17 protein-coding genes and 1 pseudogene are annotated in these 15,288 nt (G+C 52.0%); 11 read left to right on the forward strand and 7 right to left on the reverse strand.

Translation table 11 applies throughout. The features are described 5' to 3' along the window. Positions 1–23: 23 nt before the first annotated feature. Genes mlaB through mlaF form a run of 5 tightly spaced genes read right to left on the reverse strand, consistent with a single transcriptional unit; the run spans position 24 to position 3,130 of the window. A complete protein-coding gene (gene mlaB, locus QNH99_RS19535; RefSeq protein WP_063878145.1) occupies positions 24–320 on the reverse strand; it encodes a lipid asymmetry maintenance protein MlaB in 297 nt (98 codons plus the stop codon). Continuing rightward, complete coding sequence (gene mlaC / locus QNH99_RS19540) at positions 320–952, reverse strand: phospholipid-binding protein MlaC (protein WP_063878144.1); 633 nt, start codon at positions 950–952, stop codon at positions 320–322. The genes mlaB and mlaC overlap by 1 nt, the downstream gene beginning before the upstream one ends. A 16-nt stretch (positions 953–968) precedes the next feature. Then, on the reverse strand, positions 969–1,523 hold the full coding sequence (gene mlaD, locus QNH99_RS19545; protein ID WP_063881084.1) for an outer membrane lipid asymmetry maintenance protein MlaD: 555 nt from the start codon (positions 1,521–1,523) through the stop codon (positions 969–971). Between the two features lie 4 nt (positions 1,524–1,527). Next, entirely contained in the window at positions 1,528–2,310 is a 783-nt protein-coding gene (gene mlaE / locus QNH99_RS19550; RefSeq protein ID WP_013024331.1) for a lipid asymmetry maintenance ABC transporter permease subunit MlaE, read from the reverse strand. Between the two features lie 4 nt (positions 2,311–2,314). Then, a complete protein-coding gene (gene mlaF, locus QNH99_RS19555; RefSeq protein ID WP_063878143.1) occupies positions 2,315–3,130 on the reverse strand; it encodes a phospholipid ABC transporter ATP-binding protein MlaF in 816 nt (271 codons plus the stop codon). Between the two features lie 213 nt (positions 3,131–3,343). Here mlaF and QNH99_RS19560 point away from each other — a divergent pair, with 213 nt between their 5' ends. The 11 genes from QNH99_RS19560 (at position 3,344) to npr (ending at position 11,338) form a co-directional block, all read left to right on the forward strand. Continuing rightward, entirely contained in the window at positions 3,344–4,324 is a 981-nt protein-coding gene (locus tag QNH99_RS19560; RefSeq protein ID WP_063878141.1) for a calcium/sodium antiporter, read from the forward strand. A gap of 16 nt (positions 4,325–4,340) precedes the next feature. Beyond that, complete coding sequence (kdsD, locus tag QNH99_RS19565; RefSeq protein ID WP_063878140.1) at positions 4,341–5,327, forward strand: arabinose-5-phosphate isomerase KdsD; 987 nt, start codon at positions 4,341–4,343, stop codon at positions 5,325–5,327. Positions 5,328–5,340: 13 nt separating this feature from the next. Beyond that, positions 5,341–5,907 carry a 3-deoxy-manno-octulosonate-8-phosphatase KdsC gene (kdsC, locus tag QNH99_RS19570; RefSeq protein WP_410517098.1) on the forward strand — a complete coding sequence of 189 codons (567 nt, stop codon included), beginning with the start codon at positions 5,341–5,343 and terminating at the stop codon, positions 5,905–5,907. After that, positions 5,904–6,485 (forward strand): LPS export ABC transporter periplasmic protein LptC, encoded by a 582-nt coding sequence (gene lptC / locus QNH99_RS19575; protein WP_063878138.1) that lies wholly within the window; start codon positions 5,904–5,906, stop codon positions 6,483–6,485. Before kdsC ends, lptC begins: the two co-directional genes overlap by 4 nt. Continuing rightward, positions 6,454–7,008 (forward strand): lipopolysaccharide ABC transporter substrate-binding protein LptA, encoded by a 555-nt coding sequence (gene lptA / locus QNH99_RS19580; RefSeq protein WP_109716701.1) that lies wholly within the window; start codon positions 6,454–6,456, stop codon positions 7,006–7,008. The genes lptC and lptA overlap by 32 nt, the downstream gene beginning before the upstream one ends. A gap of 5 nt (positions 7,009–7,013) precedes the next feature. Then, the gene (lptB, locus tag QNH99_RS19585; RefSeq protein WP_063878136.1) at positions 7,014–7,739 is read left to right on the forward strand and encodes an LPS export ABC transporter ATP-binding protein; all 726 of its coding nucleotides are present in this window, start codon (positions 7,014–7,016) and stop codon (positions 7,737–7,739) included. A gap of 48 nt (positions 7,740–7,787) precedes the next feature. After that, the gene (rpoN, locus tag QNH99_RS19590; protein ID WP_096011459.1) at positions 7,788–9,224 is read left to right on the forward strand and encodes an RNA polymerase factor sigma-54; all 1,437 of its coding nucleotides are present in this window, start codon (positions 7,788–7,790) and stop codon (positions 9,222–9,224) included. A 21-nt stretch (positions 9,225–9,245) separates the two neighbouring features. Further along, on the forward strand, positions 9,246–9,533 hold the full coding sequence (hpf, locus tag QNH99_RS19595) for a ribosome hibernation promoting factor (RefSeq protein ID WP_063878134.1): 288 nt from the start codon (positions 9,246–9,248) through the stop codon (positions 9,531–9,533). A gap of 152 nt (positions 9,534–9,685) precedes the next feature. Then, on the forward strand, positions 9,686–10,165 hold the full coding sequence (gene ptsN / locus QNH99_RS19600) for a PTS IIA-like nitrogen regulatory protein PtsN (protein WP_063878133.1): 480 nt from the start codon (positions 9,686–9,688) through the stop codon (positions 10,163–10,165). 49 nt (positions 10,166–10,214) lie between these two features. Next, positions 10,215–11,069 (forward strand): RNase adapter RapZ, encoded by an 855-nt coding sequence (rapZ, locus tag QNH99_RS19605; protein WP_063878132.1) that lies wholly within the window; start codon positions 10,215–10,217, stop codon positions 11,067–11,069. Beyond that, positions 11,066–11,338, forward strand: a complete 273-nt coding sequence (gene npr / locus QNH99_RS19610; RefSeq protein WP_063878131.1) for a PTS phosphocarrier protein NPr — start codon at positions 11,066–11,068, stop codon at positions 11,336–11,338. The genes rapZ and npr overlap by 4 nt, the downstream gene beginning before the upstream one ends. A gap of 2 nt (positions 11,339–11,340) precedes the next feature. On the opposite strand, the gene mtgA is transcribed toward npr, so the two are convergent. Then, complete coding sequence (mtgA, locus tag QNH99_RS19615) at positions 11,341–12,060, reverse strand: monofunctional biosynthetic peptidoglycan transglycosylase (RefSeq protein WP_109716702.1); 720 nt, start codon at positions 12,058–12,060, stop codon at positions 11,341–11,343. 797 nt (positions 12,061–12,857) lie between these two features. Continuing rightward, positions 12,858–15,277 (reverse strand): annotated as a pseudogene (gene arcB, locus QNH99_RS19620) (aerobic respiration two-component sensor histidine kinase ArcB). Between the last annotated feature and the right edge of the window lie 11 nt (positions 15,278–15,288).

The following is a 15,288-nucleotide window of genomic DNA, read 5'->3' on the forward strand; positions in this document are numbered from 1 at the left end:
CGCGAAAGGCGAATTCAGGCGCTTTAATCCGCAGAAACAATAATTTGTTGCAGGTTGTAAAGGGTGATCAATGACTGCAGTTTGTCGCCAATGCCAACAAAGCGCAGCGTGCCTCCCTGTTGCGAGGCAATCTCCCGCAGATGCACCAGCAACGCAAGCCCCGATGAATCCACCCTTTCCAGGGCGGAGACATCGATCAATTCGACCGCCTTAACCAGCGTTTCACGCTGCTCCCACAGGCTCAGCAGCGTGTCATGGTCCAGCTCGCCTTCCAGCCGCAGCGTATTTGCCTCGCGGGACCAGTGCAGTGATGCCTGCATTATTTGTTTTGATCCAGGGTGATAGGCTGTTTCGCTGAAGATTCCAACTGGGCAGTCAGCGCATCAATGCCTTTCGTACGTAACAGATCGCCCCACTCATTCTGTTTGGTGGTGATCATGCTCACGCCTTCCGCGATCATATCAAAAGCCTGCCAGTTGCCGGTCTGGCTGTTTTTACGCCACTGGAAATCCAGACGCACAGGCGGACGGCCCTGAGGATCGATAATGGTTACGCGGATAGCGAGGATATTCGTATTGCCAATCGGCTTCTCAGGTTCAATCTGATAAGTCTGGCCGTGATAAAGCGCCAGCGCCTGGCCATAAGCCTGCGCCAGATAGTCACCAAACGCCTTAAAGTAGGCTTCACGCTGCGCCGGTGTGGCATCTCGGTAGAAACGGCCCAGCACTAACGCGCCGGCATACTTGATTTGCACATAAGGCAGCAGCTCCTGACGGACGATCTCACGCAGATAGTTAGGGTCCTGCTTGATTTTCGGCTGCTCATTCTTCAGGCGGGTAAACGTCTTGTTTGCCGCTTCATTCATCAGTTTATAAGGATTACTTTGATCGGCCGCAGTCGCAGCCAGGGGCGCGACCACCAGCATGGCAATCATCAGAAAACGTTTAAACATCATGTTATCCCTCTATTTAAGGTTGAGCTGCTGCTGCCGGTGCGGCCACGTCGCCGCCCTGCGCATCCTTACTGTCACTGGTTTGCTTGTTGCCTTTGTTGTCGCCGCTTTTATACAGGAACTGGCCAATCAAATCCTCCAGCACCATCGCCGACTTGGTATCACGTATCGTGCCGCCATCGTTCAACATTGACGACCCCAGTTCGGGATCGTCAAAGCCGATATTTAACGACAGGAATTGCTCGCCCAGTAAACCCTGAGTACGGATCGCCAGCGAGCTGGTATCCGGGATCTGGTTGGCGTATTTGTCACTGATCGCCATCGTAACGCGCGGCAGTAACGTTTTAGGTTCAAGATCAATATCCGTTACACGGCCAATCACCACACCACCGATTTTCACCGGCGAACTGGCTTTCAGGCCGCCGATATTATCGAAGGTGGCATACAGTTTCCAGGTTGGTTCCGTCCCCAGAGATTTGAGATCTGCCACGCGCAGGCAGAGAAACAGCACGGCAATCAGTGCCATGATCATAAACACGCCAACCCAAATTTCGCTTTTTTTGCTTTGCATCGCATCAATTCCCAAACATCAGTGCTGTCAGCACAAAATCTAATCCGAGCACCGCCAGTGATGCATGCACCACGGTGCGCGTCGTGGCGCGGCTAATACCTTCAGAGGTCGGGATCGCATCATAACCATTAAACAACGCAATCCAGGTGACAGTAACGGCAAACACAGCGCTTTTAATAATGCAGTTGACTACGTCGCTACGAAAATCGACGGCGTTTTGCATGGCCGACCAGAAGAAGCCGGGATCAATGCCTTTCCAGCTCACGCCAACCAGCGCACCGCCGGTAATCCCTACGGCGGTAAAAATTAACGCCAGCAGCGGCATACTGATAAAGCCCGCCCAAAAGCGTGGCGAGACGACACGGCGCAGCGGATCGACCGCCATCATTTCCATACTGGAAAGCTGTTCGGTCGCTTTCATCAGTCCAATCTCTGCCGTTAATGCCGATCCTGCCCGTCCCGCAAACAGCAGCGCCGTCACAACCGGCCCCAGTTCACGCAGCAGCGACAGCGCCACCAACATGCCCAGACTGGTTTCTGCGCCATAGGTGGTTAACACCAGATAGCCCTGCAACCCCAGCACCATGCCAATAAACAGGCCGGAGACCACAATGATCACCAGAGACAGTACGCCGATGCTGTAAAGCTGTTTGATCAGCAGCGGAAAATGTTTGCGGAACGCAGGCTTACCCACCAGCGCATGAAAAAGCATTAAACCGGCGCGCCCAAAGCTGGCACAGGTTCCTATTCCCCGGCGTCCCAACGACGCCAGTGCTTTTAACAACATCAGCTTAGATTCTCCCTGAACCGGTTAAGTCGGCCAAATAGTCACCCGCCGGAAAACGAAACGGGACGGGTCCATCCGCGATGCCATCGATAAACTGACGCACGCGGGGATCGTTGTCAGCACGCAAGTCTGGCGTCGTACCCTGTGCAATAATTTTTTGTCCCGCCACGATGTAAGCGTAATCGGCAATACTTAATACTTCAGGCACATCATGTGATACCACAATACAGGTGAGGCCCAGCGCATGATTCAGTTCATCAATCAGCTTAACCAGCACCCCCATGGTAATAGGGTCCTGCCCGACAAACGGCTCATCAAACATGATCAGCTCTGGCTCAAGCGCAATCGCGCGTGCCAGCGCGACACGTCGCGCCATTCCGCCAGACAGCTCCGCCGGTTTTAGCTGTGCTGCGCCACGCAGCCCCACCGCTTCGAGCTTCATCAGCACGGTGCTGTGTAAGATCGGTGCGGGTAACCGGGTATGTTCGCGTAGCGGCCAGGCCACATTTTCGTACACTGTCAGGTCGGTAAACAGCGCACCTGACTGAAACAGCATGCTCATCTTTTTACGCGCTTCGTACAACTTTGTGCGCGACAATGTCGGAATGTTCTCATCCCGAAACCAGATCTCACCACTGTCAGGCTGCAGTTGCCCGCCAATTAAGCGTAGCAACGTCGTTTTCCCGATCCCCGACGGTCCCATAATCGCCGTCACTTTACCTTTTGGTACCGTCAGCGAAATATCGTCGAAAATTTTGCGATCGCCACGTGAAAAACTCACGCCACGAACCTCAACCAGGTTCGTTTTTTGTTGGATCATTATCACCTCTATTACGGATCGGGCGTAAACAATAGGGTACGATGGTAGCCTGTTAAGGTTAAACGCACGATAGCTTTACAGAAACTTAATGCAAAGATTTGGCGAAAACGGTCATAAAATTTACTTTTGTCGATCAGACGGTCAAAATCAGCGCCTGTTTTGTCACAAAGAACCTGAAGGCAAGCCAACAGGGGTTTTAAGCAAGGATTTTTCATGTTCGTCGCTACCGCACTGCTGATTATCGGTCTGCTTTTACTGGCTTATGGTGCCGATCGTCTGGTGTTTAGTGCTGCAATACTTTGTCGATCCTTTGGCATCCCGCCGTTGATCATCGGCATGACCGTCGTCAGTATCGGCACCTCACTCCCGGAGATCATTCTCTCCTTCTCTGCTGCGCAGTTGGGACAGATGGATCTGGCGGTGGGCACCGCGCTTGGCTCGAACATCACCAATATTCTTTTGATTCTCGGCGGTGCAGCGTTGTTGCATCCCCTGAGCATCCATTCCAATTTAATACGTCGTGAACTGCCGCTGATGGTGTTGGTCTCATTACTGAGCGGCATCATGTTATTCGATAACTATCTTAGTCGTCTGGACGGTATTGCACTGATCGCTATTGCCGCGATTTATCTGATAGTGACGATCCGCATCGCGCGGAAAGCAGAAAAGGATAATAACGATACGTTAACGCGTGAACAATTAGCTGAACTGCCGCGTGAAGAGAGCGGAAATACCGTCGCTTTTCTCTGGCTGGCCGTGGCGCTGATTATTCTGCCCATGTCGACGCACATGGTGATCGATAACGCGACCGTATTTGCCGATTACTTTGGCGTCAGCGAGCTGGTGATGGGGCTGACGCTTATCGCCGTAGGTACCAGTTTGCCGGAGCTGGCAACGGTTATCGCAGGCGCGCTGAAAGGTGAAGATGATATTGCTATCGGCAACCTGATTGGCGCCAACATTTATAATCTGGCCATCGTTTTGGGTCTGCCGGCACTGATTCATCCCGGCAGCGTAGACTATCACGCTTTTGCACGCGATTACTGGATAATGCTTGGTGTAAGCGTGCTGTTCGCCATGCTTTGTTTGCTGCGTCGCCGCCGGGTTGGCCGTACGGCAGGCACGCTTTTACTCTGTGGTTTCTTCGTCTGGGTAACGCTGCTGTGGCTACAGCCTGCGTTTATAGACGGCTAAAAAGGACAGATTCACCATGTCATATCAGCAACCAACGGTAGATTTTGATTTCCAGAAAGCCGGTAAAACGGTATTGCGCATCGAGCGCGAGGGCCTTGAACAGCTTGATCAATATATCAACGAGGCATTCACGGACGCCTGCAGACTGATTTATGCCTGTCGGGGAAAAGTCGTGGTCATGGGCATGGGCAAATCGGGCCATATCGGTAAAAAAATGGCGGCAACCTTTGCCAGCACCGGCACGCCGGCGTTCTTTGTGCATCCCGCGGAAGCCAGCCACGGCGACCTTGGCATGGTCGGTAAAGACGACATTGTCATCGCGATTTCTAACAGTGGTGAATCCAGTGAGATTCTGGCGTTGATTCCGGTGATGAAACGCCAGAAAATAAAGTTAATCTGTATGACAAGCCGCCCTGAAAGCGCGATGGCCCGTGCTGCGGATATTCACCTGTGTGTCAAAGTGCCACAGGAAGCCTGCCCGCTGGGCCTGGCACCGACCACCAGCACGACGGCAACCTTAGTGATGGGCGATGCCCTGGCCGTTTCCCTGCTGGAGGCGCGTGGCTTCACGCCAGAGGACTTTGCGCTGTCCCATCCGGGTGGTGCACTGGGCCGTAAGCTGCTGCTACACGTTAGCGATATTATGCACAGCGGGGATGAATTACCTCACGTCACACGCGATGCATCACTGCGGGATGCCCTGCTGGAAATCACCCGTAAGAATCTCGGCCTGACGGTGATTGTGGATGATCTGATGAAGATAGAAGGCATCTTTACCGATGGTGACCTGCGCCGCATCTTCGATATGGGCATTGATTTTCAAAACGCCACCATCGCTGAAGTGATGACCCGTGGCGGGATCCGCGTACGGCCCAATGTACTGGCGGTGGATGCACTGAATTTGATGCAAACCAAAAACATTACCTCGCTGCTGGTGGCCGATGACGACCGTTTGCTGGGTGTGGTACATATGCATGACATGCTGCGCGCTGGCGTCGTATAAACAGGAAGAAACAATGCAGTCGGAAAATGCCACTTTAGAAACGTGTTACGGCCCGGTCAGTAGCGATGTCATAGCGCGCGCCAGTAAAATTCGCCTGCTGATTTGCGACGTCGATGGCGTCATGTCGGATGGCCTGATTTACATGGGGAACAGCGGTGAAGAGTTTAAAACCTTTAACGTGCGCGACGGTTATGGCGTGCGTTGCCTGCTGACCTCGGACGTCGAAGTGGCTATTATTACCGGCCGCACGGCCAAACTGCTGGAAGATCGCTGCAAAACGCTCGGCATTCGCCACCTTTATCAGGGGCAATCCGATAAGCTTTTGGCCTACGGCGAACTTCTGGATACACTGTCGCTCTCTGACGATCAGGTGGCCTATATTGGCGACGATCTGATTGACTGGCCAGTGATGGCAAAAGTTGGGTTGAGCGTGGCAGTCGCGGATGCACATCCGCTACTGCTGGCGCGCGCGCGTTACGTCACGCGGATAGCCGGTGGGCGCGGTGCGGTTCGGGAACTGTGCGACCTCATCTTAATGGCGCAAAATAAATTCGAGGATGCCAAAGGGCAATCAGTATGAGTAAAAGCAGGCGTTGGATAACGTTAGGTCTGGCCTTGATTGCGCTGGTGCTTATTGGCTGGAATTTCACTAACCGGGATAGCGACAGCAGCGCGCCGGTAGCGAATAATAATCAAACGCCAACCTACACCAGTGCCAATTCGCACTCTGTGGTTTATAACCCGCAGGGCGGCCTGGCTTATAAACTGATATCGGACAAAGTGACCTATTTTGAAGACAGCGGAATAAGCTGGTTCGATAATCCCGTCATGACCACCTATGACGAAAATAAAATGCCTACCTGGACGATACGCGCAGATAAAGCAAAGCTTACCAAAGACCGTATGCTGTATCTTTATGGCCATGTCGAGTTGAATGCTCTGGCTCCGGATTCTGAGCTTGAGCGCATTAAAACGGACAATGCTCAGGTCAATCTTGTCACTCAGGACGTCGCGTCTGACGATCAGGTGACGTTATATGGTCGCAGTTTTAACTCTACCGGTATGAGAATGCGCGGTAATTTACGGACAAAGAACGCCGAGTTAATCGAAAAGGTCAAAACTTCTTATGAAATTCAAAATGAACAAAAACAGCATTAAGTTTTTACTGGCCAGCCTGCTGCTTGCAACCAGCTTGCCTGCTCTGGCGCTGACCGGTGACTCGGACAAACCCGTCAATATCGACTCTGCAAACCAGGCTCTGGATCTGCAAGGCAACGTGGCGACCTTCACCGGTAACGTCATTGTCACTCAGGGCTCGATCAAAATTACCGCTGATAAAGTCGTGGTGACGCGTCCGGGCGGCGACAGTAAGAAAACTATTGTTGATGCTTACGGTAACCCTGCGACCTTTTACCAGATGCAGGACAATGGCAAACCGGTTCAGGGGCACGCGTCCAAGCTGCATTATGAGCTGGCCAATGACTTTGTTGAGCTGACCGGCAATGCGTATATTCAACAGCTGGACAGCAACATCAAAGGCGACCGCATCACCTATCTGGTCAAAGAGCAAAAAATGCAGGCTTACAGCCAGGGCCAGAGCAATCGCGTGACGACCGTGCTGGTGCCTTCGCAGTTGCAGGATAAGCCCGCGTCAACCAACAGCGAAAAAAAGAGTAACTGATCACTATGGCCACATTAATCGCAGAAAACCTGGCGAAGGCATATAAAGGCCGTCGCGTGGTTGAAGACGTGAGTCTGCAGGTAAAATCCGGTGAAATCGTCGGTCTGCTGGGCCCCAACGGCGCCGGTAAAACCACCACCTTTTACATGGTGGTAGGCATTGTTCCGCGTGATGCGGGACGCATCATCATCGATGACGAAGACATCAGTATTCTGCCGCTCCATGCGCGTGCACGTCGCGGCATCGGCTATCTGCCGCAGGAAGCCTCTATCTTCCGTCGCCTGAGCGTGTACGACAACCTGATGGCGGTGCTGCAAATCCGCGACGACTTAACCGAAGAGCAGCGACAGGACCGGGCTAACGAGCTAATGGAAGAGTTTCATATTGCGCATCTGCGCGACAATATGGGGCAATCGCTGTCGGGCGGTGAACGCCGTCGTGTTGAGATCGCGCGTGCGCTGGCGGCTAATCCGAAATTTATCCTGCTGGATGAGCCGTTTGCCGGGGTTGATCCCATTTCCGTTATCGACATTAAAAAGATCATTGAACACCTGCGTGACAGTGGCCTTGGCGTGCTGATTACTGACCATAACGTGCGTGAAACGCTGGCGGTGTGTGAACGCGCTTATATCGTCAGTCAGGGCAACCTGATTGCACACGGTACGCCGAGCGAAGTCCTTGCAGATGAGCAAGTTAAACGGGTTTATTTGGGTGAAGAGTTCAGACTCTGATAAGGTGTCGTTAATACTGATGTTTACCCGGGAATATCCATCCTGTCTATGAAGCAAGGTTTGCAACTCAGGCTCAGCCAACAACTGGCAATGACCCCACAGCTGCAGCAGGCGATTCGTCTGCTGCAGCTTTCTACGCTTGAACTTCAGCAAGAGTTACAGCTGGCGTTGGAAAGTAATCCCCTGCTTGAGCAAACCGAACAGCACGAAGAAATAGACGCAAAAGAGTATCAGGAAGGCGAAGCGGGACTGGACACCCGTGAAGCGCTGGAACAGAAGGATATGCCCGAAGAGTTGCCGCTTGACGCGACCTGGGATGAGATTTACACCGCAGGCACGCCCTCAGGAACCGGTACCGATTATCAGGATGATGAACTGCCGATTTACCAGGGTGAAACCACGCAGTCTCTTCAGGACTACCTGATGTGGCAGGTGGAGTTAACGCCTTTTAGCGATAACGATCGTGCCATTGCCACATCCATCGTCGATGCCATCGATGACACGGGTTACCTTACCGTTTCGCTTGAAGACATTCTTGACAGCATCGGTAACGATGAGCTGGAAATGGATGAGGTTGAAGCCGTGTTGAAGCGCATTCAGCGTTTTGATCCGGTCGGCGTTGGCGCGCGCGATTTACGTGACTGCCTGCTGGTGCAGCTGTCGCAATATGCGCCCGAAACGCCTATGCTGGCGGAAGCACGGTTGATCGTCAGCAGCCATCTTGATCTTCTTGCTAATCATGACTTCCGCAGCCTGATGCGCGTGACGCGTCTGAAAGAAGACGTGCTGAAAGAGGCGATGCTGCTGATTCAGTCGCTCGATCCACGTCCGGGGCAGTCGATTAACACCGGCGAACCGGAATACGTTATTCCTGATGTGCTGGTACGCAAAGTCGCGACGCGCTGGACGGTTGAGCTCAACACCGACAGTCTCCCGCGACTGAAGATTAACCAGCAGTACGCCGCCATGGGCGGTGCAGGACGTAACGACAGCGACAGTCAGTTTATCCGCAGCAACTTGCAGGAAGCCCGCTGGCTGATTAAAAGCCTTGAAAGCCGCAACGAGACATTATTAAAAGTCTCCCGCTGTATCGTTGAGCAGCAGCAGGCCTTTTTTGAGCAGGGAGAGGAATTTATGCGTCCCATGGTGCTGGCCGATATTGCCCAGGCTGTGGATATGCATGAATCGACCATTTCCCGCGTTACCACGCAAAAATACCTTCACAGCCCGCGTGGCATTTTTGAACTGAAGTATTTTTTCTCCAGCCATGTTAATACTGAAGGTGGCGGAGAAGCGTCATCTACCGCTATTCGTGCGTTGGTGAAAAAATTAATCTCGGCGGAAAACCCCGCCAAGCCCTTGAGTGACAGTAAACTGACCTCCATGTTATCTGATCAAGGGATAATAGTGGCACGTCGAACCGTCGCTAAATATCGCGAGTCTTTGTCCATACCGCCTTCAAATCAGCGTAAACAACTGGTTTGACAGAAATGAGAAGGAAGACCTATGCAGCTGAACCTTACCGGGCAAAACGTTGAAATCACCGACCCCTTGCGGGCATTCCTGACGACAAAATTTGCCAAACTGGAACATTACTTTGATCATATCAATCAGGTGTATGTTGTCCTGAAAGTGGAAAAGGTGACGCAAATCGCCGATGCGACCCTGCACGTCAATGGTGGCGAGCTGCACGCGACCTCTGAAGCGGAAGATATGTATGCGGCGATTGACGGATTGATTGACAAGTTGGCCCGTCAACTGACCAAATATAAAGACAAGCTAAAAAAACACTAACCTTCACGCTGGCAGGCGCGCCCGGCGCGCAGAGCTGAAAGGATGGGGCGGATTAACCGCCCCGTTTTGTCATCTATGCTAGCGCCATTCAGTCGCTACGTGATGTCTGCGTATTGATTCGATGGCTATGTGAACTCGCAAGTGAAACGATAATGAACAATGATTTAACACTGGAATTGAGCACAGTGCTTTCGCCAGACTGCACCCGCAGTAGCGTACACTGCCAAAGCAAAAAACGGGCGCTTGAGATTATCAGCGAACTGGCCGCTAAGCAGCTCAACCTGCCGCATCAAACGTTGTTTGAAGCGATTCTTACGCGTGAGCGTATGGGGAGCACCGGTATCGGTAACGGTATTGCCATTCCGCATGGCAAGCTGGAGGAGGATACCTTACGGGCCGTAGGCGTTTTTATCAGCCTGGAGCAACCCATTGCTTTCGATGCCGTGGATAACCAGCCCGTCGATCTCCTTTTTGCGCTGCTGGTTCCGGCTGACCAGTGTAAAACCCATCTACATACGCTGTCGTTAGTGGCAAAACGGCTGGCGGATAAAACGGTTTGCCGCCGCCTGCGTGCCGCGCAGAGCGATGAAGAGCTGTATGCGATTATTACCGAAGAACCAACAGAGCAATAAAGCGCGTGATTTACCGGTTTGAACCGGATTTAAAACGGGAGAGAAGGTCATGGTGCTGATGATCGTCAGCGGTCGGTCAGGCTCAGGAAAGTCAGTGGCGCTCCGCGCGCTGGAAGACATGGGTTTTTACTGCGTTGATAACCTGCCAGTGGTACTGTTGCCACAGTTAGCAGAGTCACTGGTCGAGCGCAATATCTCTGCGGCGGTCAGTATTGATGTGCGTAATATGCCTGAATCTCCTGAGATTTTTGAAACAGCGCTCAACAATCTGCCTTCGGCATTTTCACCGCAGCTGCTGTTTCTTGATGCCGATCGCAACACGCTGATCCGTCGTTACAGTGATACGCGCCGCCTGCATCCGTTATCCAGCAAGAATCTGTCGCTGGAAAGCGCGATTGATGAAGAAAGTGACCTGCTTGAGCCTCTGCGTTCGCGTGCCGATCTGATTATTGATACCTCAGAAATGTCGGTACATGAGCTGGCTGAAATGCTGCGTACCCGCTTGCTGGGTAAACGCGAGCGTGAGCTGACGATGGTGTTTGAGTCGTTTGGCTTCAAACATGGTATTCCCATCGATGCCGATTACGTCTTTGACGTGCGCTTTTTGCCTAACCCACACTGGGACCCCAAGCTACGTCCGATGACGGGCCTGGATCGGCCTGTCGCCGCGTTCCTCGATCGTCACACCGAAGTCCATAACTTCATTTATCAGACGCGTAGCTATCTGGAACTCTGGCTTCCCATGCTGGAGACCAATAACCGCAGCTACCTCACCGTGGCGATCGGTTGTACCGGCGGTAAGCACCGTTCGGTTTATATCGCAGAGCAGCTGGCTGACTATTTTCGCTCACGCGGTAAAAATGTACAGTCTCGTCATCGCACGCTGGAAAAACGTAAATCATGACCGTTAAGCAAACTGTTGAAATCAGAAATAAGCTGGGCATGCACGCGCGCCCCGCCATGAAGCTGTTTGAACTGGTACAGAGTTTCGATGCAGAAGTGCTGTTACGCAATGAGACCGGTACCGAGGCGGAAGCCAGCAGCGTTATTGCGTTACTGATGCTGGACTCCGCCAAAGGCGGTCATATTGAGATAGAGGCCAGCGGCCCGCAGGAAACCGAAGCGCTGGCCGCTGTCATTGAGCTGTTTGAAGCCGGATTCGACGAAGACTAACGTCAGTTCAGATGATTGCGCTGCAGAAAGCCTTCTCCACCCAACTGACGCATCTGACGCAAAATCCACTGCTGGCGTTGACGAACATAGCCTGACGGCGCGTCTGCGCGAAAGCGCAGTGGATTGGGTAAGACCGCAGCCAGCAATGCCGCTTCTGACATGGTTAAACGGCTGGCGGGCTTATTAAAGAAGCGGCGTGACGCAGCCTCTACCCCAAAAGTGCCTTTGCCAAACTCCGCGATATTCAGGTAGACCGTTAAGATCCGGCGTTTGGTCCACACCGTTTCCAGCCCAACGGTTAATCCCGCTTCCAGCCCTTTACGAATCCAACTACGTCCATCCCATAAAAACAGGTTTTTTGCCGTTTGCTGCGACAGGGTTGATGCACCGCGCATCCGGCTGTCACTGTCGTCCAGAACGGACTGGATGGCTGCCACGTCAAAGCCCCAATGGTTGGGGAAGTTTTGATCTTCTGAAGCAATAACGGCCAGTTTCATCCAGGGCGAGATTTCCTCTCGGCCTACCCAGTCGGAATGGGATACGTAGCCAAAATCGCCCCTAAACCAGGCACCTATCTGGCGCTCCGCCATCACCGCAGAAAATGGCACCGGTGCAAACGAAAAGAGTAAAATGCCCGCCAGCCACAGTCCCACCCAAATCAATACAATGCGCATCACCAGCGGCTTAATACGCCGCCACAGATTCCCTTTATGCTTACTCATACGATCGTCTCAAATTTTTTTTGTGTTAATTAATTTCAGGCGTAATCACCACCCGCAATAAAAATCTTTACCGAAAAAGACGGGGTGACAATGTGCAATGTTTATAACAAGAGAATGAAAATGCATTGAGAATGCAACAATAGTTTGAATGAGTTCAATTACTTCCGCAGAGAAGGAATCGGTTCCATCCTCTCTGTCGTGCGCTCTACTTTTTCAGAAAGATGATACCATTTTGTGACAATACCTCGCCTCAATGTTTCATATAACTTATGTATAATTCTGTTGGAGCAGCAAACTGTTTCCATTAGCTGGAGACAAAATGTTCTTTCAGTCGTCATGTTTCGTGTTTTAATTGTTACAAGACGGTGTTTTAACCCTATGTTTTCGCCGAACTATAAAGCGTTTTCTATCGGTAAAACCTTTTAATGGTGCGGGAAGATCAGGTTTTCCGAAACGTTTTGGGTCCGCGGGAACGAATTTCTTCATTATTCTTTATTATCATAAGTTTATATCTATTTTAATCCAGAACAGCGATGAAAAATTTTGGTTACAGCGCGCAACACAGGTTTTGTTAACAAATTTGGGTTAAGCCCGTACAAAAAACAGAAGTTTTGATTAAAAAATAACCAATGTGACTGTTTAATTGATTCCTTGCTTGACTATGTTGTCGAATTAATGTTTCCTGTATTTAAACGCGGTTCAACATCACAAATTTTAATGAATCTTGTCACAAGGTAATTTGAATTTGCTAAGGTGTTGCAAGTGTTAACCAATACCCCGCTGTTGCATTGAAAACATTAAGCATAGCAGCAGCGTCTTTTTCCCTGGTGTTGGCGCAGTATTAGCGCACCCCGGCCTCGGCTGGGGTCATTTTTTTGTACTACCGCTGTTTTTCAGCCACCCACTCGCGCAGTACTTGCACATCGTGTCGCCATTCACGCTTAAGCTCTTCAACCCATTCGCCCACATTGTCCCACCAGGCCGGTAACTCAGGGCTTTGAATTTGCTTTGCCACCTGCTGAAGGTGCTGCAGACCCACCGATCCCGCTGCGCCTTTGATCTTGTGCCCCTCTTCAGCAATGCCTTTTTGGTCGCGCGCCATCAGATTAGAATCCAGTACATCCAAGTAACCCGGCATCATCTGTTCAAACATGGTCAGACTTTGCGTGATCAGATTCGGCCCCACCAGCTCAAGGTATTGCTCAAGCATCGGGATATCCAGTAATGCATCGGATTGACTGGCGCTCGCCGCCGTAACGGGCAGGCCATCACTTTCAGGCTGAAAGTCCCAAAACTTTTTGATAATGGCCGTTAACGCCGGTACGGCAAGCGGTTTACTGAGCACATCGTCCATGCCCGCATCAAAATACTCTTTTTTATCTTTCAGCACGTTGGCCGTTAAGGCGACTAACGGTGGCAGGTTTGCATCAGGATGTTGCTGGCGCAGGGCGCGTGAAACGTCCATTCCGGTCATGTCCGGCAGTTGGATATCTAACAGCACCAGATCGAACTCCAGCGGATCGAACATCTCCAGCGCCGCCTTCCCGGTCATGGCCACCTCTACGCTGCACCCAAGTTTTTCCAGCACCGAGCGGGCCACAATCACATTCAGCTCGATATCTTCCACCAGCAGCACATGTAAGGCCGGCAGCGGCAGCGTGTCGTCCACGCCCTCATCTTCCACTTCCTCTGCGATGCGCGGAGCTTTTATCACCACCGTAAAGCAGGAGCCCTGCCCCGGTGCGCTGCTTACGCTGATATCCCCGCCCATGGCCTGCGCCAGACGGCGTGAAACCGCCAGACCGATGCCGGTTCCGGTCGCCGGCTTGCCGCCATGCTGGTCGGTGACCTGATAGTACATAGCAAAAATTTTATCCTGCTCTTCCTGACGAATCCCCTGCCCGGAATCCTGTACCTCAAAGCGCAGCGTTTCATCCTGCTCGTAGGCCACACGCACGACAATCTCTCCCTGCTGGGTGAATTTCACGGCGTTGCCAATCAGGTTCCACAGAATCTGTCGCAGGCGCGTGCCATCGGTAGAGATTTTATGCGGCAGCGGTAACTGCGGTGCCATCACAAACTTCAGCCCTTTCGGCTGGGCCAGTAAGCCTGAGAGGTTTTCCAGATCGGCAAGGAAACTGGTGAAATCGACCGGCTGGTTATCCAGCTGGACCTTACGACGTTCGATCTTATCGACTTCAATCACGTCATTGAAAATATTGCCCAGGGTAATCGCAGAGACGTGAATGGTTTTAAGGTACTTGAGCTGCTCCTGATTCAGATCGGTATCCAGCAAAATACGACTCAGGCCGACAATGCCGTTAAGCGGCGTACGAAGCTCGTGGCTGATCGTTGAGATAAAGGTGGTCTTCTCCCTGCTGGCGCTCTCCAACGCGTCCTGGTAGCGTTTACGCTCGGTTATATCGCGTCCGAAGCCCATCAGCCCACTCCGCTTACCTACCCGATCGTAATAAGGTACTTTACGGATCTCAAAACAGGCTTTACGCCCATCGGGATACTGCAACCACTGTTCATAGGTGAGTGACACGTTATGCCGGAAGACCTTTTCATCGGTTTCAAGGACTTTGGTGGCCGTGTCATTGTCATAGATGTCGCGTGGCGTAAGCCCAATCAGCTGTTTTTCGCTTTTGCCGGTTAACAGTTCCATGGCGCGGTTACAGCCTGAGAACTGTTTGTCGATGTTGCGATAAAAGACCAGGTCCGGTGACGCATCCAGGAAAGAGCGCAGAAAGGAGGACTGTTGCTCCAGTTCGATTTGCGCCTGTTCGCGACGAGCGACCTCTTCGCGCAGCTTCGCCATCACCTGCTCACGTGCCTCTTCGGCTTTTTTACGGTCGGTGATTTCCTGATTGAGCTGGGAAATGGTCTCTTTCATCTGCTGGTTCAGTTCAAGATCGCGCGTACGCATCTCTTCCAGCTTATCCACCAGCCGTGCCAGGCGCTGGCGTGACTCTTCCAGTTGATCCACGACGACAGAAAGAAAGTAGACCGCCCAAGGGGTGATGAGCAGACCAAAAAAGACCGATCGGACCATATCGATACTTTCAACATGACCACGCAGCACCATGGTTACGGCCATCTGAACAATCATGGCCAGCACGACCAGCGCCGACGCCAGTAACAGCGAGAAACGTACCAGGCCAAGCTTAACCATCAAATCAACATAATATTGCGCCAGCAGGCGAATCTGTTTCATAAACACTCCCT

It is taken from the genome of Pantoea allii, assembly GCF_046529425.1.
Classification (GTDB): Bacteria; Pseudomonadota; Gammaproteobacteria; order Enterobacterales; family Enterobacteriaceae; genus Pantoea; species Pantoea allii.

What these genes read in the sequence shown, in the direction of transcription:
- mlaF (WP_063878143.1), bottom strand. Translation starts at nt 3,130, where the DNA reads ATGATCCAACAAAAAACGAACCTGGTTGAGGTTCGTGGCGTGAGTTTT.
- rpoN (WP_096011459.1), top strand. Translation starts at nt 7,788, where the DNA reads ATGAAGCAAGGTTTGCAACTCAGGCTCAGCCAACAACTGGCAATGACC.
- kdsC (WP_410517098.1), top strand. Translation starts at nt 5,341, where the DNA reads ATGCAGTCGGAAAATGCCACTTTAGAAACGTGTTACGGCCCGGTCAGT.
- mlaE (WP_013024331.1), bottom strand. Translation starts at nt 2,310, where the DNA reads ATGTTGTTAAAAGCACTGGCGTCGTTGGGACGCCGGGGAATAGGAACC.
- lptA (WP_109716701.1), top strand. Translation starts at nt 6,454, where the DNA reads ATGAAATTCAAAATGAACAAAAACAGCATTAAGTTTTTACTGGCCAGC.
- QNH99_RS19560 (WP_063878141.1), top strand. Translation starts at nt 3,344, where the DNA reads ATGTTCGTCGCTACCGCACTGCTGATTATCGGTCTGCTTTTACTGGCT.
- hpf (WP_063878134.1), top strand. Translation starts at nt 9,246, where the DNA reads ATGCAGCTGAACCTTACCGGGCAAAACGTTGAAATCACCGACCCCTTG.
- ptsN (WP_063878133.1), top strand. Translation starts at nt 9,686, where the DNA reads ATGAACAATGATTTAACACTGGAATTGAGCACAGTGCTTTCGCCAGAC.
- mtgA (WP_109716702.1), bottom strand. Translation starts at nt 12,060, where the DNA reads ATGAGTAAGCATAAAGGGAATCTGTGGCGGCGTATTAAGCCGCTGGTG.
- lptB (WP_063878136.1), top strand. Translation starts at nt 7,014, where the DNA reads ATGGCCACATTAATCGCAGAAAACCTGGCGAAGGCATATAAAGGCCGT.
- mlaD (WP_063881084.1), bottom strand. Translation starts at nt 1,523, where the DNA reads ATGCAAAGCAAAAAAAGCGAAATTTGGGTTGGCGTGTTTATGATCATG.
- lptC (WP_063878138.1), top strand. Translation starts at nt 5,904, where the DNA reads ATGAGTAAAAGCAGGCGTTGGATAACGTTAGGTCTGGCCTTGATTGCG.
- mlaC (WP_063878144.1), bottom strand. Translation starts at nt 952, where the DNA reads ATGTTTAAACGTTTTCTGATGATTGCCATGCTGGTGGTCGCGCCCCTG.
- npr (WP_063878131.1), top strand. Translation starts at nt 11,066, where the DNA reads ATGACCGTTAAGCAAACTGTTGAAATCAGAAATAAGCTGGGCATGCAC.
- kdsD (WP_063878140.1), top strand. Translation starts at nt 4,341, where the DNA reads ATGTCATATCAGCAACCAACGGTAGATTTTGATTTCCAGAAAGCCGGT.
- mlaB (WP_063878145.1), bottom strand. Translation starts at nt 320, where the DNA reads ATGCAGGCATCACTGCACTGGTCCCGCGAGGCAAATACGCTGCGGCTG.
- rapZ (WP_063878132.1), top strand. Translation starts at nt 10,215, where the DNA reads ATGGTGCTGATGATCGTCAGCGGTCGGTCAGGCTCAGGAAAGTCAGTG.